Annotated in this window: 22 protein-coding genes; 5 read left to right on the top strand and 17 right to left on the bottom strand. The window is 61.6% G+C overall.

Going from position 1 to position 22812, the window contains the following annotated elements:
* Nucleotides 1-118: 118 nt before the first annotated feature.
* Nucleotides 119-556 carry an Lrp/AsnC family transcriptional regulator gene (locus ACF8GF_RS08790; RefSeq protein WP_064493259.1) on the bottom strand — a complete coding sequence of 146 codons (438 nt, stop codon included), beginning with the start codon at nucleotides 554-556 and terminating at the stop codon, nucleotides 119-121.
* A gap of 133 nt (nucleotides 557-689) precedes the next feature.
* Between ACF8GF_RS08790 and ACF8GF_RS08785 the strand changes: the two genes are divergently transcribed.
* Nucleotides 690-1613 carry a DMT family transporter gene (locus ACF8GF_RS08785; RefSeq protein ID WP_392488494.1) on the top strand — a complete coding sequence of 308 codons (924 nt, stop codon included), beginning with the start codon at nucleotides 690-692 and terminating at the stop codon, nucleotides 1611-1613.
* A 31-nt stretch (nucleotides 1614-1644) separates the two neighbouring features.
* Nucleotides 1645-2571: a class I SAM-dependent methyltransferase gene (locus tag ACF8GF_RS08780; protein WP_392488493.1), complete on the top strand. Its 927-nt coding sequence runs from the start codon at nucleotides 1645-1647 to the stop codon at nucleotides 2569-2571.
* Nucleotides 2572-2584: 13 nt separating this feature from the next.
* On the opposite strand, the gene ACF8GF_RS08775 is transcribed toward ACF8GF_RS08780, so the two are convergent.
* The 8 genes from ACF8GF_RS08775 to gcl form a co-directional block, all read right to left on the bottom strand.
* Complete coding sequence (locus ACF8GF_RS08775) at nucleotides 2585-3583, bottom strand: sulfate ABC transporter substrate-binding protein (RefSeq protein ID WP_392488492.1); 999 nt, start codon at nucleotides 3581-3583, stop codon at nucleotides 2585-2587.
* A 210-nt stretch (nucleotides 3584-3793) separates the two neighbouring features.
* Nucleotides 3794-4615 carry an ion transporter gene (locus tag ACF8GF_RS08770; protein WP_176685142.1) on the bottom strand — a complete coding sequence of 274 codons (822 nt, stop codon included), beginning with the start codon at nucleotides 4613-4615 and terminating at the stop codon, nucleotides 3794-3796.
* A 45-nt stretch (nucleotides 4616-4660) separates the two neighbouring features.
* Nucleotides 4661-5533 (bottom strand): urea transporter, encoded by an 873-nt coding sequence (locus tag ACF8GF_RS08765; RefSeq protein ID WP_392487729.1) that lies wholly within the window; start codon nucleotides 5531-5533, stop codon nucleotides 4661-4663.
* Nucleotides 5534-5738: 205 nt separating this feature from the next.
* On the bottom strand, nucleotides 5739-7154 hold the full coding sequence (gene pyk, locus ACF8GF_RS08760) for a pyruvate kinase (protein ID WP_392487728.1): 1416 nt from the start codon (nucleotides 7152-7154) through the stop codon (nucleotides 5739-5741).
* Complete coding sequence (locus tag ACF8GF_RS08755) at nucleotides 7151-8425, bottom strand: glycerate kinase (protein ID WP_176685143.1); 1275 nt, start codon at nucleotides 8423-8425, stop codon at nucleotides 7151-7153. The genes pyk and ACF8GF_RS08755 overlap by 4 nt, the downstream gene beginning before the upstream one ends.
* A gap of 241 nt (nucleotides 8426-8666) precedes the next feature.
* Complete coding sequence (locus tag ACF8GF_RS08750; RefSeq protein ID WP_103462236.1) at nucleotides 8667-9560, bottom strand: 2-hydroxy-3-oxopropionate reductase; 894 nt, start codon at nucleotides 9558-9560, stop codon at nucleotides 8667-8669.
* A gap of 152 nt (nucleotides 9561-9712) precedes the next feature.
* On the bottom strand, nucleotides 9713-10495 hold the full coding sequence (gene hyi, locus ACF8GF_RS08745; RefSeq protein WP_129933340.1) for a hydroxypyruvate isomerase: 783 nt from the start codon (nucleotides 10493-10495) through the stop codon (nucleotides 9713-9715).
* 54 nt (nucleotides 10496-10549) lie between these two features.
* Nucleotides 10550-12325, bottom strand: a complete 1776-nt coding sequence (gene gcl / locus ACF8GF_RS08740; protein ID WP_010955038.1) for a glyoxylate carboligase — start codon at nucleotides 12323-12325, stop codon at nucleotides 10550-10552.
* A gap of 257 nt (nucleotides 12326-12582) precedes the next feature.
* Between gcl and ACF8GF_RS08735 the strand changes: the two genes are divergently transcribed.
* Nucleotides 12583-13023, top strand: coding sequence for a heme-binding protein (locus tag ACF8GF_RS08735; RefSeq protein WP_010955037.1), 441 nt, complete (start codon nucleotides 12583-12585; stop codon nucleotides 13021-13023).
* Between the two features lie 122 nt (nucleotides 13024-13145).
* On the opposite strand, the gene ACF8GF_RS08730 is transcribed toward ACF8GF_RS08735, so the two are convergent.
* Nucleotides 13146-13757, bottom strand: coding sequence for a TetR/AcrR family transcriptional regulator (locus tag ACF8GF_RS08730; RefSeq protein WP_209967314.1), 612 nt, complete (start codon nucleotides 13755-13757; stop codon nucleotides 13146-13148).
* Nucleotides 13758-13889: 132 nt separating this feature from the next.
* Here ACF8GF_RS08730 and ACF8GF_RS08725 point away from each other — a divergent pair, with 132 nt between their 5' ends.
* Nucleotides 13890-14804 carry a DUF808 domain-containing protein gene (locus ACF8GF_RS08725; RefSeq protein ID WP_209967311.1) on the top strand — a complete coding sequence of 305 codons (915 nt, stop codon included), beginning with the start codon at nucleotides 13890-13892 and terminating at the stop codon, nucleotides 14802-14804.
* Nucleotides 14805-14943: 139 nt separating this feature from the next.
* Here ACF8GF_RS08725 and ACF8GF_RS08720 read toward each other — a convergent pair whose 3' ends face one another.
* From ACF8GF_RS08720 to puuE, 7 genes are all read right to left on the bottom strand, one after another.
* Nucleotides 14944-15726 (bottom strand): outer membrane protein OmpK, encoded by a 783-nt coding sequence (locus ACF8GF_RS08720; protein ID WP_392487727.1) that lies wholly within the window; start codon nucleotides 15724-15726, stop codon nucleotides 14944-14946.
* A gap of 353 nt (nucleotides 15727-16079) precedes the next feature.
* Nucleotides 16080-16865 (bottom strand): outer membrane protein OmpK, encoded by a 786-nt coding sequence (locus ACF8GF_RS08715; RefSeq protein ID WP_209967310.1) that lies wholly within the window; start codon nucleotides 16863-16865, stop codon nucleotides 16080-16082.
* A 137-nt stretch (nucleotides 16866-17002) separates the two neighbouring features.
* Nucleotides 17003-18358, bottom strand: coding sequence for a nucleobase:cation symporter-2 family protein (locus ACF8GF_RS08710; protein WP_176685148.1), 1356 nt, complete (start codon nucleotides 18356-18358; stop codon nucleotides 17003-17005).
* A 229-nt stretch (nucleotides 18359-18587) separates the two neighbouring features.
* Nucleotides 18588-19907 (bottom strand): urate hydroxylase PuuD, encoded by a 1320-nt coding sequence (locus ACF8GF_RS08705; RefSeq protein WP_176685149.1) that lies wholly within the window; start codon nucleotides 19905-19907, stop codon nucleotides 18588-18590.
* Between the two features lie 44 nt (nucleotides 19908-19951).
* Nucleotides 19952-20455, bottom strand: coding sequence for an ureidoglycolate lyase (locus ACF8GF_RS08700; protein WP_003254333.1), 504 nt, complete (start codon nucleotides 20453-20455; stop codon nucleotides 19952-19954).
* A gap of 49 nt (nucleotides 20456-20504) precedes the next feature.
* The gene (gene uraD / locus ACF8GF_RS08695; protein WP_176685150.1) at nucleotides 20505-21020 is read right to left on the bottom strand and encodes a 2-oxo-4-hydroxy-4-carboxy-5-ureidoimidazoline decarboxylase; all 516 of its coding nucleotides are present in this window, start codon (nucleotides 21018-21020) and stop codon (nucleotides 20505-20507) included.
* Nucleotides 21020-21946 carry an allantoinase PuuE gene (gene puuE / locus ACF8GF_RS08690; RefSeq protein WP_176685151.1) on the bottom strand — a complete coding sequence of 309 codons (927 nt, stop codon included), beginning with the start codon at nucleotides 21944-21946 and terminating at the stop codon, nucleotides 21020-21022. The genes uraD and puuE overlap by 1 nt, the downstream gene beginning before the upstream one ends.
* Nucleotides 21947-22345: 399 nt before the next feature.
* Between puuE and uraH the strand changes: the two genes are divergently transcribed.
* Complete coding sequence (gene uraH / locus ACF8GF_RS08685; protein ID WP_003254328.1) at nucleotides 22346-22699, top strand: hydroxyisourate hydrolase; 354 nt, start codon at nucleotides 22346-22348, stop codon at nucleotides 22697-22699.
* The last annotated feature ends 113 nt before the right edge of the window (nucleotides 22700-22812 follow it).

Here is a 22812-nt window from a genome sequence, read left to right as displayed (position 1 = left end):
AGAAAGTGCACACAAAAATGGCACCTATGGTTACGTTTTTGTGTACAAAAAATAGTCAACTTTTCCAGTGCTGGCCTCTTCGCGGGCACGCCTGCAAAGAGGCCAGCACAGGTGCCCATCAATCCATTGGCGGCAACCGCCGCTTGACCGGGGTCTTCTTGATGATCGCGGTATTGGTCTCAGCCAGCACATTCATGAGATCGAGCAGCGTGTCCAGCTGCTCCATCGAGCGCACATGCAGTCGGGCTATGAAGCAGTCCTCGCCAATGACCTTGTCGCATTCGGTGAACTCAGGAATCGCAATGATCTGGCGCTCCACTTCTTGCAGCTTCCCCGGCAGCGGACGGATGCGCACGATCGCCTGCAACTGGTAGCCAAAGGCGCGCGGGTCGACCTCCACGGTGTAGCCGCGCAGCACGCCGCGCTCTTCGAGCCGGCGCAGGCGCTCGCTGACGCTGGGTGCGGACAGCCCGCTGACCTGCGCCAGCGCCTTGAGCGAGCGGCGCGAGTCCTCCATCAGTGCGTTGATCAATAATTGGTCAATGGCATCGGTCATGCTCACCTCATCAGGTAATTCGTGTTATTTGCCTTGATAGTAAAGGCAGACCCACGAATATGCCTTGGTTATCCGCTGGATGGCCAGCCTGCAGCCTTTGCATACTGTTGCCATTATCAAAGGGAGGTTTGAGATGGACAGTTCATTGCGCCGCGGCTCGCTGGAAATGGTCGCCGCCATGCTGATTTCCGGGACCATTGGCTGGTTCGTGCTGGTGTCCGGCCAGCCGGTGCTGGATGTGGTGTTCTGGCGCTGCGTGTTCGGTGCCGTGACCTTGCTGGCGATTTGCGCCGCGTTTGGCTTTCTGCGCCCAGGTGTGATCAGCCGCACGGCATTTTTGCTGGCGATTGCCAGTGGGGCGGCCATTGTCGGCAACTGGCTGCTGTTGTTTGCCTCGTACGCGCGGGCGTCGATTGCCATCGGCACGGCGGTTTACAACGTGCAGCCATTCATTCTGGTGGGGCTGGCGGCGCTGTTTCTGGGCGAAAAGATCACCTTGGCCAAGGTGACCTGGCTGAGTGTGGCGTTCCTCGGCATGCTGGCCATCGTCAGTGCCCACGGCGCTGGGCAAAGTAATGGCGAGGACTATCTGCTGGGGATTGCCCTGGCGCTGGGGGCGGCGTTTCTGTATGCAATCGCGGCCTTGATCATCAAGCGCCTGAGTGGCACGCCCCCGCACCTGATAGCGCTGATTCAGGTAACCACGGGTGTACTGCTGCTGGCGCCGTGGGTCACGCTTGGCGGGTTGCCGGTTGAAGTGCCGGCGTTGGCCAGCTTGTTGACACTGGGCATGGTGCACACCGGCCTGATGTATGTGCTGTTGTACAGCGCCATCCAGCGTTTGCCCACGGCGTTGACCGGTGCGCTGTCGTTCATTTACCCGATTGCGGCAATTCTGGTGGACTGGGTGGCGTTCGGGCACCGCCTGGCGCCGCTGCAGTGGCTGGGCGTGGGGTTGATCCTGCTGGCGGCAGCGGGCATGCAGCAGGGGTGGTGGTTCCGCTCGGCGCGGCATCCTGTAGGCGCGGGTTTACCCGCGAAGAGGCCCGCAAGGTAGAATGCCGCTTTTTGCCAGCCTGCGATCCGCCATGACCTCGCCCATCGACACCCTTGAGCAACACCTGCTTGCCGCCCTCGACCCTGCACCACGGGAAACCCGCCGCCTGTTTCACGGCCGCGGCCGCTGCTGGCAGGGCCTGGAGCAGGTCACCGTCGACTGGCTGCAGGGCGTGCTGTCGGTCGCCTTGTTCCGTGAGCCGCCCGAGGGCCAGCTCGCCGAACTGGAAGCCATGCTGCGCAGCTTGGCCGAGCGCCCGCAGTGGACTGGGCAGGCAGTCATCATCCAGCACCGCTACCTGCCCGACAGCCCGGGCCAGTGGCTGCTGGGCGAGCCGTGCCAGCAACGCGAAGTGATCGAGGACGGCCTGACCTACCTGCTGGACTTGGGCGTGCGGCAAAACAATGGCCTGTTCCTCGACATGCGCTATGGCCGCCGCTGGGTGCGCGAGCAGGCCGCGGGCAAGCGCGTGTTGAACCTTTTTGCTTATACCTGCGGCTTTTCCGTGGCAGCGATTGCCGGTGGCGCTGAGCAGGTGGTGAACCTGGACATGGCCAAGTCGGCCCTGTCGCGGGGCCGGGACAACCATCGCCTCAATGGCCACGATGCATCACGGGTGGCATACCTGGGGCATGAACTGTTCAAGTCGTGGGGCAAGGTGCGCAAGTACGGGCCTTATGACCTGATCATCATCGACCCGCCAACCTTCCAGCGTGGCAGCTTTGTGCTGACCCAGGATTACGCAAAGATCCTGCGGCGTTTGCCTGAGTTGTTGAGCGAAGGCGGGACGGTGCTGGCGTGTGTCAACGACCCGGGGATCGGGCCTGAGTTTCTGATCGAAGGCATGGCAGCGCAGGCGCCTTCGCTGGCTTATGTCGAGCGTCTGGAAAACCCGCCGGAGTTTCCGGACGTTGACCCGGCGGGGGGGCTGAAGGCCTTGGTGTTCCGCCGGGTTTGATGTTGCTTGTGCGTTACTGACCGGTATAGATCTGGTCAAACACCCCACCATCATTGAAGTGGGTCTTCTGCACGGTACGCCAGTCACCGAAGGTTTTCTCCACCGACAGGAAGTCCACTTTCGGGAAGCGGTCGGTGTACTTGGCCAGTACCGTTGCATCACGCGGGCGCAGGTAGTTGTTGGCGGCGATCTCCTGGGCTGCTGGTGACCACAGGTACTTCAGGTATTCCTCGGCCACGGCCTGGGTGCCTTTCCTGGCCACCACCCTGTCGACCACCGTCACCGGTGGCTCGGCTTCGGCCGATACGCTTGGGTAGACCACTTCGAACTGGTCGCGGCCAAACTCGCGGGCGATCATCTCGGCTTCGTTCTCGAAGGTGACCAGTACGTCACCGATCTGGTTGGTCATGAACGTGGTGGTGGCGGCACGGCCACCGGTGTCCAGCACGGGTGCCTGCTTGAACAGCCTGCCGACGAAGTCGCGGGCTTTGCTTTCATCGCCGCCTTGCTTGAGTACGTAGCCCCAGGCCGACAGGTAGGTATAGCGGCCATTACCCGAGGTTTTCGGGTTGGGCACGATCACCTGCACACCGTCCTTGAGCAGGTCGGGCCAGTCTTTCAGGGCTTTTGGGTTGCCCTTGCGCACGATGAACACCGTGGCCGAGGTGAATGGCGCGCTGTTGTTCGGCAGGCGGGTTACCCAGTTGTCGGGCACCAGCTTGCCCTTGTCTGCCAGGGCGTTGATGTCGGTGGCCATGTTCATGGTGATGACATCGGCCGGCAGACCATCGATCACCGCACGCGCCTGCTTGCTCGAGCCGCCGAAGGACATCTGCACGTTGACCTTCTCGTTGTGTTCGGCTTCCCAGTGCTTCTGGAAGGCCGGGTTGTAGTCCTTGTAGAAGTCGCGCATCACGTCGTAGGAAACGTTGAGCAGGGTGGGGGCGGCCTGGGCGAGGTTACCCAGGGCCAGGCCTGCGGCGAGCAGCGAGGCGGTGAAGAGCTTTTTCACGATGCTTCCTTGTTCTTGAAGGGTGTTGGGGCAGATTGCCAGCGACTATAGCGGGTGGGTTTATACGGGTTAAAGAACAAAAAATGCTTTGGTTATGCTTCTGCCTGTGCCGGCCTCTTCGCGGGTAAACCCGCTCCTACGGGGGACCGCGCACGGTCCGCGCCTGTTGTAGGAGCGGGTTTACCCGCGAAGAGGCCGGCACAGGCGCTATCACGCTTTGGGAAACAACCCATTCCCACAGCGAGAACAGAACGCTGCCCCATGCTCGTGGGTCTTCTTGCAGCAGGTCGGGCAATCATGCTGCAACTGCTCCCCGCGCATGGCATTTGCCAGCTCTGCCGTGAAGATACCGGTCGGCACGGCAATGATCGAATAACCGGTGATCATCACCAGCGACGACAGCACCTGCCCCAGCGGAGTCTTCGGCACGATGTCGCCAAAGCCCACGGTGGTCAGGGTAACGATGGCCCAGTAGATGCCTTTGGGGATGCTGGTAAAACCATGCTCAGGCCCTTCGATCACGTACATCAGCGTGCCGAACACGGTCACCAGCGTCGATACCGTCACCAGGAACACGATGATCTTCTGTTTGCTGCCGCGCAGTGCCTCCATCAGGTAATGGGCCTGCTTGAGGTACGGGCTGAGCTTGAGTACACGGAAGATCCGCAGCATCCGTATCACACGAATGATCAACAGGTACTGGGCGTCGCTGTAGTACAGCGCGAGGATCCCCGGCACGACCGCCAGTAAATCGACCAGGCCATAGAAACTGAAGGCATAGCGCAACGGCTTCGGCGAGCAGTACAGGCGGGTGATGTATTCGGCCAGGAAGATCGCGGTAAAGCCCCACTCGATGCCGGCCAGCAGGCCGGCGTAGCCTTGGTGTACTTCGTCGATGCTGTCGAGGATCACCGTGACCAGGCTGGCCAGGATGATCAGTAGCAGGATCTTGTCGAAGCGGCGACCGGCTACGGTGTCGGTCTGGAAGACGATGACGAAGAGCCGCTCGCGCAGACTCGCTGGGTTGTTCATTGGCTCGTTCCACAAAAGCGATGGGCTGAGCCTAGGGGTTGCGTTTCAGCTGTGCAAGCGGCTGGCGTTGCGCTGCCTGGGTTGTGCCAGGTAGCTGCCCAAGTGCATCAGCCAACAGGCGGCAACGAAGGGGGCGGTCAGGGCAGGCAGCGGCAACAGCTTGAACAGCGGTTGCAGCAGCAGGGCCAGGGCTACTGCCAGCAACGTCACCCATGGCTTTTCGCCCTGGCGGCTAAACGCCAAGGCTGCCAGCGCGGCGTTGAAGCCGCAAAGGCCTAACCATGCGGCCTGTGCCTGATCCGCGAGCAACGCCACGCCGCCACCAATGGCCGAACCGATCACCGCCCACATCGCCGCATAGGGATTGGCGATGAACATGCCGACGATGATCAGCAACCCGGCCAAGGGCTGGTCGAGCAGGAAAATCTGGCCCACGCCGCGGGCCAACGCATACAGCGGGTCGGCTTCGACGAAGCCGCTGGGCGAGGGGCTGGCGACCAGCAGTGTGGCCCAGCCCAGCAATACGAAAGGGGAGGTGTAGGCAATCAGCAACTTGCCGCCGCGCTTGCGCCACTGGTGGGTGATGATGCTGGACAGGCCGCCGGCGGCGATTATCAGTGGCGGCAGGATCGCTGACCAGGGCAGCACGGCGCTGATCAGGATGCCGATCAGCACGCCGTTGTAGCAATACAGCCCCGCTTGGCGGTCGGCACGGTCATAGCCGCGTGCCTGGGCGGTGAGCAGGCCGGCCAAGGCACCAAGCAGCGCGCCGCCGACCAGGTTGGGCGCCGTCAGCAGGATGGCCAGCAGGCAGCACAGGCCGCACAGGGGGTTGCGCAGCAGCAGCACCTGGCTGAAGCCGTTGAGTAACGCCGTGGCCCAGTCGGGGCACGGGTTGACGAAATTTTTGGTGTACATGGGGCAGTCAGTGAGGTTGATGGGGAGCGGTGGGCCTCTTTGGGCCTCGGTTTTCCGCGGTTGGGTAGAGCGGTATTCGGGGAGGGCTTTGCCCTCCAATCGCGACACAAGGACGCTCCCACAGGGATCGCATTCCCTTGTGCCAGCGCGGCCCTGTGGGAGCGGCCTTGTGTCGCGAAAGGGGCGCAACGCGCCCCCGGCAATCTCAGATCAAAGTCTCGATCCGCAGCGTGTTGGTCGTACCCGGCTTGCCGAAAGGCACGCCAGCGGTGATCAGCAACGTGTCGCCACGGCTGGCCATGCCTTGCGCCTGGGCAATCTCCAGGGCGGTGGAAACCACCTCGTCGACCTGACGCAGGCGGTCGTTGACCACCGAATGCACACCCCAGGCCACGCTGAGGCGGCGCGCGGTGTTCAGGTTCGGCGTCAGGTTGAGGATCGGTGCCCGTGGCCGCTCACGTGCCGCGCGCAGGGTCGAGGCGCCCGACTCGCTGTAGTTGACCAGCACTGCCACCGGCAGAATGCCGCTGATGCGGCGGATGGCGCAGCTGATGGCATCCGATACGGTCGCTTCGGCCTTTGGCCGGCCGACGTCGAGCTGGGCCTGGTAGTCCGGGCCGTTCTCCACCTGGCGGATGATCTTGCTCATCATCTGCACAGCTTCCAGCGGGTAGTCGCCCGAGGCCGTCTCGGCCGACAGCATCGCAGCGTCGGCACCTTCGGCCACCGCGTTGGCCACGTCGGTGACTTCGGCACGGGTTGGTGCTGGCGAGAAACGCATCGACTCGAGCATCTGCGTGGCCACCACCACCGGCTTGCCCAGCTGGCGGCAGGTACCGATGATGCGCTTCTGGATCTGCGGCACGCTTTCGGCCGGTACTTCCACGCCCAAGTCACCACGGGCCACCATGATCGCGTCTGCCAGTTCGGCGATGGCTTGCAGTTGCTCCACCGCCGATGGCTTCTCGATCTTGGCCATCAGGTAGGCGCGGTCGCCAATCAGCTGGCGCGCTTCGACGATGTCTTCAGGGCGCTGCACGAACGACAGGGCGACCCAGTCCACACCCAGCTCCAGGCCAAAGGCCAGGTCGCGGCGGTCTTTTTCGGTGAGCGGGGAGAGGTCGAGCACCGCTTGCGGTACGTTGACGCCCTTGCGGTCGGAAAGCTCGCCACCGTTCAGTACCTCGGTGTCGATGGCGTCGCTGTGCTTGGCGGTAACGCGCAGACGCAGCTTGCCGTCGTCCAGCAGCAGGTCCATGCCGGGCTCAAGGGCGGCGATGATTTCGGGGTGCGGCAGGTTGACCCGGCGGCTGTCGCCCGGGGTTTTGTCCAGGTCCAGGCGCAGGGCCTGGCCGCGTTGCAGCTGCACCTTGCCTTCGGCAAAGCGGCCAACGCGCAACTTCGGCCCTTGCAGGTCCATGAGGATACCCAGCGGGTAGTTCAGTTGCTGCTCGACTTCGCGGATCCACTGGTAGCGCAGGGCGTGGTCGGCATGCTCGCCATGGCTGAAGTTGAGGCGGAAGATGTTCACCCCGGCTTCGACCAGCTGGCGGATATCGTCGATGCCGTTGATCGCAGGGCCAAGGGTGGCGAGGATCTTTACTTTTTTATCAGGCGTCATGATTGGGCAGTCTCGAGGATCAGGATGGCGCGGAAGTCGTTGACGTTGGTGCGAGTCGGTTCGGTGACGATCAGCGCATCCAGCGCGGCGAAGTAGCCGTAGCCGTTGTTGTTGTCCAATTCGTCGCTGGCCGACAGGCCCAACGCTTCGGCGCGGTCGTAGCTGGCGGGGGTCATGAAGGCACCGGCGTTATCTTCCGAGCCATCGATGCCGTCGGTGTCACCGGCCAGGGCGTAAACACCCGGCAGGCCTTTCAGGCTTTCGGTGAGGCTGAGCAGGAACTCGGCGTTGCGCCCGCCACGGCCATTGCCGCGTACGGTCACGGTGGTTTCGCCACCCGACAGGATCACGCAGGGCGCTTTGAGCGGTTGGCCGTGCTGAACGATTTGCCGGGCGATACCGGCATGCACCTTGGCCACTTCGCGCGATTCGCCTTCAAGGTCGCCGAGGATCAGCGGGCTGAAACCGGCCTGACGGGCTTTGACGGCGGCGGCCTCGAGCGACTGCTGGGGTTTGGCGATCAACTGGAAGTGGCTGCGGGCCAGGGCCGGGTCATCGGCCTTGACGGTTTCCGAGGCCGGGTTGTTCAGCCAGTCGATGACCGCTTTGGGCGCTTCGATGTTGTAGCGTTTGAGGATGGCCAGGGCGTCGGCCGAGGTGCTCGGGTCGGCCACGGTGGGGCCAGAGGCGATTACCGTGGCGAGGTCGCCCGGTACATCGGAAATGGCATAGGTGTAGACCGTGGCCGGCCAGCAGGCCTTGGCCAGGCGCCCGCCCTTGATCGCCGAGAGGTGCTTGCGCACGCAGTTCATCTCGCCGATGGTGGCGCCGGATTTCAGCAGCGCCTTGTTGATCTGCTGCTTGTCGGCCAGGGTCAGGCCCTCGGCAGGCAGGGCCAGCAGCGCCGAGCCACCGCCAGACAGCAGGAAGATGACGCGGTCGTTTTCGTTGAGGTTGCTGACCAGGTCCAGCACGCGCTTTGCCACAGCCAGGCCGGCAGCGTCCGGGACCGGGTGGGCGGCCTCGACCACCTCGATCTTCTGGCAGTTGGCGCCATGGCCGTAGCGGGTGACGACCAGGCCGGAGACTTCGCCCTGCCAGCTTTTCTCGACCACTTCGGCCATGGCGGCTGCGGCCTTGCCGGCGCCGATGACGATAACCCGGCCGCTGCGATCGGCGGGCAGGTAGGGTTCGAGGACTTGACGGGGGTGGGCGGCGGCGATGGCTGTGTCGAACAGCTCGCGGAGAAGTTTTTGCGGATCGACCGACATGGCAGGCTCCCAGTTATTGTTGTTCTGCAGAATCAAAGACGCCCCTGGAACTGCCTCCGTGCAGGCCGAACCAGGGGCGGGTGTTGCTCGATGCCACCATTGGGCCTGTGGTCGCAGGTTCAACGGCGTTGGCTTCTTCGCGGACAAGCCCCGCTCCTAAATGCACAGCTCTGAGCGATTGTGCGGTCTTTGGTAGGAGCGGGTTTACCCGCGAAGAGGCCAGTGAAGGCTAAAAAACGACTTATTTGTCGCCGCGGATCGAGAAGTTGGCCATGTGCTCCAGGCCTTTGATCAGCGCCGAGTGGTCCCAGTTGCCGCCGCCCAGGGCCTGGCAGGTGTTGAACACTTGCTGGGCATTGGAGGTATTGGGCAGGTTGATGCCCAGTTCCTTGGCGCCTTGCAGGGCCAGGTTCAGGTCCTTCTGGTGCAGGTTGATGCGGAAGCCTGGGTCGAAGGTGCCCTTGATCATGCGCTCGGCGTGCACTTCGAGGATTTTCGACGAGGCGAAGCCGCCCATCAGTGCTTCACGCACCTTGGCCGGGTCTGCACCGTTCTTGGCGGCGAACAGCAATGCTTCGCTGACGGCCTGGATGTTCAGGGCGACAATGATCTGGTTGGCGACCTTGGCGGTCTGGCCGTCACCGTTGCCACCGACGCGGGTGATGTTCTTGCCCATGGCTTCGAACAGCGGCAGGGTGCGTTCGAAGGCGTTCGGGCAGCCACCGACCATGATGCTCAGGGTCGCAGCCTTGGCACCGACTTCGCCACCGGATACAGGAGCGTCCAGGTAGGCAGCGCCGGTTGCCTTGATTTTCTCGGCGAACACTTTGGTCGCGGTTGGCGAGATCGAACTCATGTCGATCACCACCTTGTTCGGGCCGACGCCTTCGGCCACGCCGTTTTCACCGAACAGAACGCTTTCTACCTGCGGGGTGTCGGGGACCATGACGATGATGAATTCGGCTTCCTGGGCAACCTCTTTCGGGTTGGCCAGGGCCACGGCACCGGCAGCGATCAGGTCGGCTGGCGCAGCGTCGTGGTGGGTGGAAATGAACAGGCTGTGACCTGCCTTTTGCAGGTTCTGGGCCATGGGCTTGCCCATGATGCCGGTGCCGATGAAACCGATTTTAGCCATGAGAAATTACCTCTTTGTAATTGTGATATCTCAAGCAAGCTTTGGCCCCCTGTGGGAGCGGGCTCGCCCGCGAAGCAGACAACTCGGTGGATGGCACCGGCTTTGCCGGTGTTCGCGGGCGAGCCCGCTCCCACAGGGTCCCGAGTTGTTCCTCAGATTGCGTTGTGGGTTTTCAGCCAGCCCAGGCCCGCTTCGGTGGTGGTCAGCGGCTTGTACTCCGCGCCCACCCAGCCCTGGTAGCCAATGCGGTCCAGGTGCTCGAACAGGAAGCGGTAGTTGATCTCGCCGGTGCCTGGTTCGTTGCGGCCGGGGTTGTCGGCCAGTTGGATGTGGTTGATCAGCTTCAGGTTGGCTTCCATCGTGCGAGCCAGGTCACCTTCCATGATCTGCATGTGATAGATGTCGTACTGCAGGAACAGGTTGTCGCTGCCTACCTCGGCCTGGATTTCCAGCGCCTGTTGGGTGGTGTTCAGGTAGAAACCGGGGATATCGCGGGTGTTGATCATTTCCATGACCAGGCGGATCCCGGCGGCCTTGAGCTTGTCAGCGGCGTAGCGCAGGTTCTCGACAAAGGTCTTGCGCACGGTGGCGCAGTCCGGGCCTTGTGGGCGGATGCCGGCCAGGGCGTTGACCTGGGTGTTGCCAAGGACCTTGGCGTATTCGATGGCTTTGTCGACACCTGCGCGGAATTCTTCGATGCGGTCGGGGTGGCAGGTGATGCCGCGCTCACCTTTGGCCCAGTCGCCTGCCGGCAGGTTGAACAGCACTTGGGTCAGGCCGTTGGCCTCCAGCTGCTGCTTGATTTCAGCTGCGCTGAAGTCATAGGGGAAGAGGTATTCGACGCCGCTGAAGCCAGCGTCAGCGGCAGCTTTGAAGCGGGCCAGGAAGTCCTGTTCGGTGAACAGCATGGACAGGTTGGCAGCGAAGCGAGGCATGAGTTGTCTCCTTGCGATGAAGGCCCCCAGGGCGTGCCTGGGGGCGTCAGGCGATCAGTCCAGCAGCGAGATGGCGGTTGGCGCGTCGTTGCCGACCAGGGCCAGGTCTTCGAACTCGTTGACCGCGTTGATCTCGGTGCCCATGGAAATGTTGGTCACACGCTCGAGAATCACTTCAACCACCACCGGCACGCGGAACTCTTCGGCCATCTTCTGTGCCTTGATCAGGGCAGGGGCGATTTCTGCTGGCTCGAACACACGGATGGCCTTGCAACCCAGGCCTTCGACCACAGCGACGTGATCGACACCGTAGGTGGCAGCGTCGGTCGAGTTGATGTTCTCGAACGCCAGTTGTACACAGTAATCCATGTCGAAGCCACGCTGCGCCTGACGGATCAGGCCCAGGTAGGCGTTGTTGACCAGCACGTGGACGTACGGCAGGTTGAACTGTGCGCCTACCGCCAGCTCTTCGATCATGAACTGGAAGTCGTAGTCACCCGACAGCGCCACAACCTTGCGCTTCGGATCGGCTTTGACCACGCCCAGCGCGGCAGGGATGGTCCAGCCCAGCGGGCCGGCCTGGCCGCAGTTGATCCAGTGGCGAGGCTTGTACACATGCAGGAACTGTGCGCCGGCAATCTGCGACAGACCGATGGTGCTGACGTAGCAGGTGTCCTTGCCGAATACCTGGTTCATTTCTTCGTAGACGCGCTGCGGCTTGACCGGCACGTTGTCGAAGTGGGTCTTGCGCTGCAGGCTCGACTTGCGCTCCTGGCACTCTTCCAGCCAGGCCTTGCGGCACTTGAGCTTGCCGGCGGCTTTCCACTCGCGGGCCACTTCCAGGAACACGTCCAGTGCCTTGCCCGCATCGGAAACGATGCCCAGGTCCGGGGTGAACACGCGGCCGATCTGGGTCGGTTCGATGTCGACGTGCACGAACTTGCGGCCTTCGGTGTAGACATCGACGGAACCGGTGTGGCGGTTGGCCCAGCGGTTACCGATACCGAATACCAGGTCGGATTTCAGCAGGGTTGCGTTGCCATAGCGGTGCGAGGTCTGCAGGCCGACCATGCCGACCATCTGCGCGTGGTCGTCCGGGATGGTGCCCCAGCCCATCAGGGTCGGGATTACCGGTACGCCGGTCAGTTCGGCGAATTCGACCAGCTTGTCGCTGGCGTCGGCGTTGATGATGCCGCCACCGGCTACCAGCAGTGGGCGCTCGGCGTCATTGAGCAGGGCCAGGGCTTTTTCGGCCTGTACGCGAGTGGCGGACGGCTTGTGCACGGGCAGCGGTTCGTAGGCGTCGATGTCGAATTCGATTTCGGCCATCTGCACGTCGAACGGCAGGTCGATCAGCACCGGGCCTGGGCGGCCGGTACGCATTTCGTAGAAGGCCTTCTGGAAGGCGTAAGGCACCTGGCCTGGCTCCAGAACGGTGGTCGCCCACTTGGTCACCGGCTTGACGATGTTGGTGATGTCGACAGCCTGGAAGTCTTCCTTGTGCAGGCGGGCACGTGGCGCCTGGCCAGTGATGCACAGAATCGGGATGGAGTCGGCCGAGGCACTGTACAGGCCGGTGACCATGTCGGTGCCGGCAGGGCCGGACGTGCCGATGCACACACCGATGTTGCCCGGGTTGGCGCGGGTGTAGCCCTCGGCCATATGCGAGGCACCTTCGACGTGACGAGCGAGGACGTGATCGATGCCACCGACTTTCTTCAGGGCCGAATACAACGGGTTGATGGCAGCCCCCGGGATGCCGAACGCGGTATCTACACCTTCACGGCGCATGACCAGAACGGCTGCATCGATTGCTCTCATTTTGCTCATGGTTTGTGCCTCATCGATTTTGTAATTGTATACAACTTGCTTTGCGACAGAGTGTATTCACGCCTGGCGGCTCAGGTCAATGGGTTTTCATCGACTAAGCTGGCTTTCGTCAGAGCGCCCGTGAAAACGAGGGTTTGCGCCATCGCATACGATCGTTTCAAAATATTGTATACAAAAATATCTCTCGTTGTGTTCTATTTGTTCGATCGGTTTTCAACTGCCCTCAGGGCTTCTCACAACAAGAAGAGGACCTTTCCATGAACGTTCTGAACCTGAAAGTCGCTGTCAGCCTGGTGAATGCCGCGCTGGTGGCGGGCCGCAAGATCAATGCCGCGCCGCTGACCGTGGCGGTGCTGGATGCCGGCGGGCACCTGCTGGCGCTGCAGCGTGAGGATGGCGCCAGCCTGATTCGTCCTGAAGTGGCCACTGGCAAAGCCTGGGGCGCGATTGCACTGGGCAAGGGGTCGCGCTTGCTGGCGCTGGATGCGCAGCAGCGGCCGGCTTTTTTTGCCGCGTTGAACGGCATGGGTGAGCGGCCGGTGGTGCCGGCGCCGGGTGGGGTGCTGATTCGTGATCAGGACGGCAAGGTGCTGGGTGCCGTGGGGATCAGCGGCGATACGTCGGATATCGACGAGCAGTGTGCGATCAGTGCGATTGAGGAGGTGGGGTTGCGGGCAGATGCCGGGGTAGCGGCCTAAATCTCTATTGCCTGTTCTGGTCCATTCGCGGGCAAGCCCGCTCCCACAGCGACTCCACTACCTTCAGGCATGTGGTGATCCTGTGGGAGCGGGCTTGCCCGCGAATGGCCCTTCGGGATGGTTCAGGCTGCCTCAGGCTCACAACCTTTCAAGACCATACGAATGATGGTTTCGGCTGCCGCGTCATAATCACTGTCGGCCAGCTTGGCCTTGCCGGTCACTGCAGAAATCTGCCAGTCGAAGTCCGCATAGGTCTGGGTCGCCGCCCAGATGCTGAACATCAGGTGGTGCGCGTCCACATGGGCGATCTGCCCGCGATCGATCCAGCGCTGGATACACTCGATGTTGTGTCGGGCCTGCTCGTTCAACTGCTCTACCTGGTTCGCTGACAGGTGCGGCGCGCCATGCATGATCTCGCTGGCGAACACCTTGGACGCATAAGGCAGATCACGCGAAATGCGAATCTTCGAACGAATGTACGCGCTCAGCACTTCCTTCGGGTCGCCGTCTGCATTGAACGGCGTGGATGCCTGCATGATTGGCGCGATGATGCTTTCCAGGACCTCGCGGTAAAGGTTGTCCTTGGACTTGAAGTAGTAATACACGTTCGGCTTGGGCAGGCCGGCCTTGGCCGCGATATCGCTGGTCTTGGTGGCGGCGAAGCCCTTGTCGGCGAATTCCTCGCTTGCCGCGCGCAGGATCAATTCCTTGTTGCGCTCGCGAATGGTGCTCATGGTCAGGGATCTTCCTCGTGTCTGGCCACCTCTAAGGGGGATCGGGCATGGTAGCACCGGGCTCGACGGGCGCTCAAGGCAGCGACTTTCGGCTAGACTCCGGCACATTCATCTCAGTGGAAACAGGCAAACATGGCAGGAAGCAGTCTACTGGTACTGATCGACGACATCGCCACGCTGCTGGATGACGTCTCGCTAATGACCAAAGTCGCGGCGAAAAAGACTGCGGGTGTGCTGGGTGACGACCTGGCACTGAATGCTCAGCAGGTCACCGGCGTGCGCGCTGATCGCGAGTTGCCGGTGGTGTGGGCGGTGGCCAAAGGCTCGCTGCTGAACAAGGCCATTCTGGTGCCGGCGGCCCTGCTGATCAGCGCCTTCATCCCGTGGGCGGTAACGCCACTGCTGATGCTGGGCGGTGCGTACCTGTGCTTCGAGGGTTTCGAGAAGCTGGCGCACAAGTTCTTGCACAGCAAGGAAGAGGATGAGGCACAGCACGAGGCGCGCAAGGAGGCCGTTGCCGATCCCAGCGTTGACCTGGTGGCTTTTGAAAAAGCCAAGATCAAGGGGGCGGTGCGTACCGACTTCATCCTGTCGGCGGAAATCATCGCCATTACCTTGGGTATCGTGGCTGACTCGCCGCTGACCCAGCAGATCATCGTGCTGTCGGGCATTGCGGTGGTGATGACCATTGGTGTGTATGGGTTGGTAGGCGGGATCGTCAAGCTTGATGACCTTGGGCTGTGGATGGCCCGCAAAACCTCCAGGCTGACTCAGGCAGTGGGTAACGGCATCCTGCGGGCGGCGCCGTACATGATGAAAAGCCTGTCGGTGATTGGTACTGCGGCGATGTTCCTGGTTGGCGGTGGGATCCTGGTGCATGGCATCGAGCCGCTGCATCATGCCATCGAGGCGTTCAGCGAAGGGCGTGGCGGGGCGTTGACCGGGGCGTTGCTCAACGGCGGGGTCGGCGTCATCGCAGGTGCTGTGGTGCTGGCGGTGGTAAGCGTTGCGGGGAAATTGTGGCGGGCAGTTCGGCCAGCCAATTGAGGCGTGTGGCCGGGGCTTTGCCCCGGTTCGCGGGTGAACCCGCTCCTACCAGGTATCGCATTTGCCTTGAACCCGGCGCGGCCCCTGTAGGAGCGGGTTTACCCGCGAATGGGCCGCAAAGCGGCCCCGGTAACTCAGGTCAGAAGTGAACCTTGACCAAGAAGCTCATGGTGTTCTGGTCGGTAGTGAAGGCATCGCTGTCCTTGATGCCGTACTTGTTCTTCCAGTAGTCGTACTCCACACCCACATACAGCTGTTTCTCACCCAGGTGCAATGCCTTGCCCAGGTCGTACTTGATCTGCGGGTTGAAGTGCAGGTTGGCCTGGTAGGTGCCGCGGCGGTTCTCGTCGTTGTCCACCACCCAGTCCATGAAGCCGTCGATCAGCACGTCGGAATCACCGACCGGAATGGTGTACGACCACACCGGGGTGATCTGCCACACGTTGTCGCCAGCGCGGCTGCCGTCGGTGGTGCGGTTGTAGAAGTTCAGCTGGAAGTAGTCGAAGCCCGGAATGGCCAGGTCGAAGCCTGGGCCGATCAGGTAAGACTCTGTGTCACCTTCGCCAAACTCGTAGGTCATCGCCAGCAGCACGTCCTTGACCGGGCCAAACTCGATCTTCTGATCGAAAATCTTGCCGAACGACAGGCGTGGGCTGATCTCACCGTAGTAGGTGTTCGGGCCGTTGTCGGCGTCTTTCTGGCCCTGGTAGAAAATCTTGTCGACGAAAATGAAGTTGTCTCCGTACTTCCAGCCATCGGCGTGCTCGAAGGTGACGGTTTGCTGAATCGCCGGGTTGACCTTGAAGTTCTTGCCCCACAGGTAGGTCAGGCTGTTGTTCTGCCACTGCAGCAGGTCGCCGCCGAAGGTGGTGCCGCAGGCCAGCAGGCCGCCAGCGAGGATCAGGCTCTTGATAGTACGCATTGCGAGTGTCGCTCCCTTGATTGATCTGTTGTCAGCGCTCGGTGTCGGCGCTTTTTTTGTCTTTTGAGTCAGCTTTTTTCGATAGGCCACAGCTGTTTGGCAAGGGTTGGGCCAACTTTTCCGGGTTGGCAAAACCTTCCTGCTCGACTTCGTTCTGAACGGATGAAAAGGGTCTTTCAGGCTGGCAACACGTTGGCCAACCGCCCGAATTCATTGACTGAGCGGTCAGTAAACGCAGGCAGAGTCCGTTCTGCCCTGATCGAGGGGGCGCGCAGATTACTGGCTTGCGCGCCGCGCCTCAAGTGCTCCGTCCTGGAGCGGGGTGGATCAAACCTGTGCGTTTGGTCAGCTTGTCAGAAGTGGACCTTGACCAGCGCGCTGGCGACGCTCTGGTTACTGTCCAGGTTGCCGCGGCTGTCAATGCCGTACTTGTCTTTCCAGTAGCTGTATTCAAAGCCAACGTAGAGCTGCTTGGCGCCCAGGTTCAGCGCCTTGCCCAGGTCGTATTTGACCTGCGGGTTGAAGTGCAGGTTGGCGTGATAGGTGCCACGGCGGGTCTGGTCGTTGTCGGTAACCCAGTCCATGTAACCGTCGATCAGAATGTCTGACCGCCCCACGGGGAGGGTGTACGACCAGCCGGGGGTAATCTGCCAGACGTTGTCACCGGGGCGGCTGCCTTCGGTGTTACGCACGTAGAAATTGAGGGTGAAGTAGTTGAAACCGGGGATGTTCAAGTCGAAGCCGGGGCCGATCAGGTAGGCCTCGTTGTCGCCTTCACCGCGCTCGTAGGTCATGGCCAGCAGCACGTCCTTGATCGGACCGAAGGCAAGCTTGCGGTCGAAGATCTTGCCCAATGACAGGCGTGGGCTGAACTCGCCGTAGTAGGTGGTCACACCTTTGCCGGGGTCGGCCTTGCCGTTGTAGAAGATCTTGTCGACGAACATGAAGGTGTCGCCGTACTTCCATTTGTTGGCGTGCTCGAAGGTGATGGTCTGCTGGATATCAGGGTTGACCTTGAAGTCCTTGCCGTACAGGTAGGTCAGGCTTTCGCCGTGCCATTGCAGCCATTCGCCTGCGTGCGAGGGTAGGGTGGCCAGCAGGCTGCTGCCCAACAACAGGGACGTGGTGATGCGCTTCATGTTGTGATTCCCGGACTTATTGTTTTTGTTGGTGTTTTTGGCGCGCAGGCGCCCCGGGCGACCCATTCCGGCGGGTCGACGGCGTAGCGGTTACTGCAGAGGTGAACGAGGGGCAGCCATGCGCCGCCCCCTTTGGCTCAATGCTGGTGACAGACGTCGTTGTGCATTGCGCGGTCGGCACCGCCAAGGATGTTGAACAGTACGTTCAACACCAGGGCGCTGACTGTGGCCATGGCGATTCCACTGTGGGTGATGGGTTCCATCCACTGTGGCATCTGGGCAAAGAACTCCGGACGTACCACGGGGATCAACCCGAAGCCGACGCTCACGGCAACCAACAGCTGGTTGCGGCGGTCGCCGATGTCCGCCTCCTGAAGAATCTTGATCCCGGTGGCGGTGACCATGCCGAACATGGCGATGGACGCGCCGCCCAGTACCGCAGGCGGGATAGAGGCAATCAGGAAGGCCGCCTTGGGCAGCAGGCTGAGCAGGATCAGCAGTGCACCGGCCACGATGGTGACATAGCGGCAGCGCACCCCGGTCATCTGCACCAGGCCGATGTTCTGGGCGAACGAGGAGTGGGTGAAGGTGTTGAAGAAGCCCGCAATGAACGACGCACCGGCATCGCACAGCAGGCCGCGACGCAGCATGCCAGGGGTTACTTCACGATCAGTCACCTTGCCCAGGGCCAGGAACATGCCGGTGGACTCGACGAAGATGATCACCACTACCAGGCACATGGACAGGATCGGCGCCAGGCTGAAGGTCGGCATGCCGAAGTGCAGTGGGGTGACCACCTGCAACCACGGTGCTTCATTCAGGCCCGACAGGTCGACCATGCCGATGGAGCCGGCCAGGATGTAGCCAAGGCCCATGCCCACCAGTACCGACACGTTGACCCAGAAACCGCGCATGAAACGGTTGATCAGCAGGATCACGGCCAGTACAAGGCCGGCCACCAGCAGGTAGATCGGCGAGCCGAACGTTTCTGCTTCATGGCCGCCACCGGCCCAGTTGACTGCCACCGGGAACAGCGACAGGCCAATCGAGGTGATCACCGTACCGGTGACCAGCGGTGGGAAGAAGCGGACAACCTTTGACATGAACGGCGCGATCAGCATGCCGAAGAACCCGGCAGCGATGGTCGCGCCGAAGATCCCCTGCAGGCCTACGCCGGGCATGCCGGCCATGGCCACCATGCTACCGACGGCAGCGAAACTGGCACCCATCATCACCGGCATGCGGATGCCCACCGGGCCGATACCGAACGACTGGATGATGGTAGCGACGCCGGCGACCAGCAGGTCGGCGTTGATCAGGAAAGCGACTTCTTCACGGGACAACCCGGCGGCCTGGCCGATGATCAACGGCACGGCGATCGCGCCACCATACATCAGCAGAACGTGTTGCAGGCCAACCAGGATCAGTTGGAACAGGGGCAAGGGTTCGCGCGGCGGCGCAATGGGGATATACGCCTTGCGTGACTCGGACATGCAGCACCTCGAGTTTTGTTTTTATTCTCGGATCCAAGCGGCAGGCTTCATGCCTGCGCGCTCGATGCTTGCTTGTTGCGTAACACATGGAGCTTGAGGCTGGGGTTACCGGCCTCTTCGCGGGCAAGCCCGCTCCTACAAGGGATGTGCAATCCCCCGATTTGCGGGTCAGCCCACCCCTTCAGGGAAAGATGATTCCCTTGGGGGCGGGTTGCCTGGCGAGGTGCTGTCAGTTGACCTGGGCGCCTTTGGCGATCCAGTCCCCGACGAGCTTGCGCTCTTCGGTGGTCATCTGGGTGATGTTGCCCAGCGGCATGATCTGGCTGGCAACCGCTTGCGCCTGAATGCGCGCGGCCTGGGCCTGGATCTGCTGCGGAGTGTCGAACATCACGCCGGCAGGGGCGGTGCTGAACAGTGGGCTGGTCGGCTTGGACGAGTGGCACACGGTGCAGCGTTCCTGGATGACATTGTGGATCTTGTCGAAGTCGCCACCACCGGCCTGGGCAGCGGCCTGGGCCGGTGCCTGCGCAGGTGTTTCGGCAGCCTTGGCGGCGTCCTCGGCGCGCTGCTCGGCAGCGGTCTTGCCGCCTACCGCAGTTGCCGGCAGCGGTTGGTACTCGATCTTCGCTGCTGCTTGCTCAGGGCTTACGGCCATCGGTTTCGGGCCGGTAACGTAAGCCAGGCAGATCATCGCCAGGGCGCCGACGGGCAGGGTCCAGGCGTACTTGTTGCTGTCGTGGCGGGTGTTGAAGTAGTGGCGGATCAGAACCGCGGCTACTGCGATACCGGCCAGGATCAGCCAGTTGTACTGGCTACCGTAGGTGCTCGGGAAATGGTTGCTGATCATGATGAACAGCACCGGCAGGGTGAAGTAGTTGTTGTGACGCGAGCGCAGCAGGCCCTTGGCCGGCAGTACCGGGTCGGGCGTCTGGTTGTTCTCGATCGCCGCCACCAGCTGGCGTTGGGCCGGCATGATGATGCGGAACACGTTACCGACCATGATGGTGCCGATGATCGCGCCGGTGTGCAGGTAGGCGCCACGGCCGCTGAACACCAGGCTGAAGCCCCAGCAGGCTGCGATGATCAGCACGAACAGCACACCACCGAGCAGCGCTGGCTTCTTGCCCAGGGGCGAGTCGCACAGGAAGTCGTAGATGAACCAGCCCGCGATCAGCGAACCGATACCGATGGCCACGCCTTCGGCACCGCTCAGGGTGCTGCCAGGTGCCAGCAGGTACAGGGTCGGGTTCCAGTAGAACACCACGCACAGCAGGGCGATACCGGACATCCAGGTGAAGTAGGCTTCCCATTTGAACCAGTGCAGGTTCTCGGGCATTTTCGGGGGGGCGAGCTTGTATTTCTCCAGGTGGTAGATTCCACCGCCGTGAATCGCCCAGAGATCACCCGACAACCCATCGCGCGGGTTGCTTCGGTTCAGGTGGTTCTCCAGCCAGACGAAGTAGAACGATGCACCGATCCAGGCGACGCCGGTGATCATGTGAACCCAGCGAATGCTCAGGTTCAGCCATTCGTGAAGGTGTGCTTCCACAGTATGTACCTCTGCCAGTCACCGAGAAGATGACTGACCTTTTCTTATTGGTGGGGATTGAGGATCAGCATCTGTTCCTCGGTGAAGTAATGCTCATCGCAGTTGTTGCCAGAACCACTGCGATCAACCACCAGGAAATCATCCCGCTTTTCGATCGTCAGCACCGGGTGGTGCCAGACGCCGCGATGGTAATTAACGCCCTGCCTGCCATTACTGCGGAAGGCTCGGACCAAGCCTGATACAGGTGCATCGCCAACGGGCGCGACCACGATCAGAAAGGGGTTGCCGAGCAGCGGGATGAAAGCCTGGCTGCCCAGCGGATGGCGTTCCAGCATGCGCACGGTCAGCGGCATGTCCTGCGCGTCGGCGCGGAAGATGCTGATGATCGCCTTGTCTTCAGGCTCGGCGGTTTCGACCGTGGCGAGCTTGTGAAAGCGCATGGTCGAGCCGTTGTTGATCATGAAGTGGTCGCTGCCGTCGGTTTCGATCACGTCTCCGAACTGGGCGAAGGCTTCTTTGGTCAAGGGCTCGATCATCAGGGTGCGCATGCGGTTATCTCTTCTATTGTTCGTTTTCTGAATAAGATTCGGCTGTTGCTTACAGCTGCAGCAGGCGGAACAGGGCGATCTGGTTGATCTGCGTCAGGGCTTCCTTGAATTCGGCATCGGCATCGTTGTGGATGCGCTTTTCAAAGGCGGCGAGAATCTGGTGCCGGTTGCTGCCCTTCACTGCCATGATGAACGGGAACTGGAACTTGGCTTTGTAGGCATCATTCAGCTCGGTGAAGCGGGCGAACTCCTCGGCGGTGCACTGGTGAATGCCGGCGCCGGCCTGTTCGTTGGTGCTCGATTCTGTCAGCTCGCCCTGGATGGCTGCCTTGCCGGCCAGGTCCGGGTGAGCGTTGATCAGCGCCAGCTGGTCGGCGTGGTTGGCGCTGAGCAGGATGTCGCTCATGCGCTGGTGCAGCGCCTCGATCTCGTCCAGCTCGCCCAGTTGGCCCAGGTCGTAGGCTTTTTCGGCAACCCACGGAGAGTGCTCGTAGATGTCGGCGAAGGCCTTGACGAAGGTGTCACGGTCCAGGGCGGATGGTTTGAGGGTATTGAAGGCGGTCATCAGGCGTTCTCTTTCTTGTACGGGTGGGTGGTGTGCCAGTGGCGGGCGATATCCACGCGACGGGCGAACCAGACCTGGTCATGACTTTTTGCGTAATCGACGAAGCGCTTGAGTGCTGCCAGGCGCGCCGGGCGACCGACCAGGCGGCAGTGCAGGCCGATGGAAAGCATTTTCGGTGCGTCGGCGCCTTCGGCGTACAGCACATCAAAGGCGTCTTTCAGGTACTGGAAGAACTGCTCGCCGCAGTTGAAGCCCTGTACCTGGGTGAAGCGCATGTCGTTGGTGTCCAGGGTGTAGGGGATCACCAGGTGCGGCTTGCCAGTGGGGTTGTTTGGCTCCCAGTAGGGCAGGTCGTCGTCGTAGGTGTCGCTGTCATAGAGGAAACCACCTTCCTCCATCACCAGGCGGCGGGTGTTCGGGCCGGTTCGGCCGGTGTACCAGCCCAGCGGGCGCTCGCCAGTGAGTTCGGTGAGGATACGGATGGCTTCGAGCATGTGCTCGCGCTCCTGGGCCTCGTCCATGTTCTGGTAGTCGATCCAGCGGTAGCCGTGGCTGCAGATCTCGTGGCCGGCTTCGACCATGGCGCGGATCACGTCGGGGTGGCGCTGGGCGGCCATGGCCACGGCGAAGATGGTGAGTGGTACGCCGCTGTCCTTGAACAGCTTCAGCAGGCGCCATACACCGGCACGGCTGCCGTATTCATACAGCGACTCCATGCTCATGTTGCGCTGGCCCTGCAGTGGTTGGGCAGCGACCATCTCGGACAGGAAGGCTTCGGATTCCTTGTCACCGTGCAGGATGTTGCGTTCGCCACCTTCCTCGTAGTTGAGGACGAAAGACAGCGCGATGCGGGCGTTGCCCGGCCATTGCGGGTGAGGAGGGTTGTTGCCGTAACCGATCAGGTCGCGAGGGTAATCAGCGCTCACTGCAGTCTTCCTTCTTGTGCGTTAGTGCGGGGGGTGGGCGGGCCGCGTCGGTATGTCGCACCACCGGATGGGCTGATTGTATACAACTTCTGAAATCTTTTGTAAGCCTGTTTTTCCGCATTTCTTCCCTTTTGTCGCCTGACAGCGACTTGGAAATACAGTGCAAGAAACCTGCCTGATTGGTCAGCTAATAAAGTTGGCATCGTTATGGTGCGCGTATTTGCGACCGATGGGTCGTTTATGGGCATCAAAGGGAGGGTGCGACAGGGGAGATCAAAAAATTGTGTACAATTCATGGGTGGAATGTCTTAATAACGTCATTCCCGCCTGCCGCAGGCGCTAAGCTGGTGCGATGGCTGAGTATTTTTTGCCCACAGATTGAACAAGAGGCGACACGCAATGGGACGTTTGACCACACACGTACTGGATGCCGCGCATGGCTGCCCGGGTAGCTCGATCAAGGTCGAGCTGTACCGCGTCGAAGGCCAGCAGCTGGAGCTGGTGAACACCGCCCTGACCAATAGCGATGGCCGCGTCGATGCGCCGCTGTTGCAGGGGGACGATTACCGCACTGGCGTTTACCAGTTGCAGTTCAGCGCTGGGGATTACTACCGCGCCCGTGGCGTGCAACTGCCGGCCCAGGCGTTTCTGGATGTTGTTGTGCTGCGCTTTGGCATCGACGAGTCGCAGGAGCATTACCACGTGCCGCTGCTGATTTCGCCGTACAGCTATTCGACCTATCGTGGAAGCTAGTTGGTCGCTAGAAGAATCTTCGTAGGTCCTTTGGCCCGCTCTCACACTGGCGGGCTTTTTTTCGTCTGCTGTTTTTTGCGTTGCCTGTGCCGGCCTCTTCGCGGGTGAACCCG

It is taken from the genome of Pseudomonas sp. yb_5 (assembly GCF_043103865.1).
GTDB lineage: Bacteria > Pseudomonadota > Gammaproteobacteria > Pseudomonadales > Pseudomonadaceae > Aquipseudomonas > Aquipseudomonas putida_Y.
This window is presented reverse-complemented; position numbering and strand designations above follow the sequence as displayed.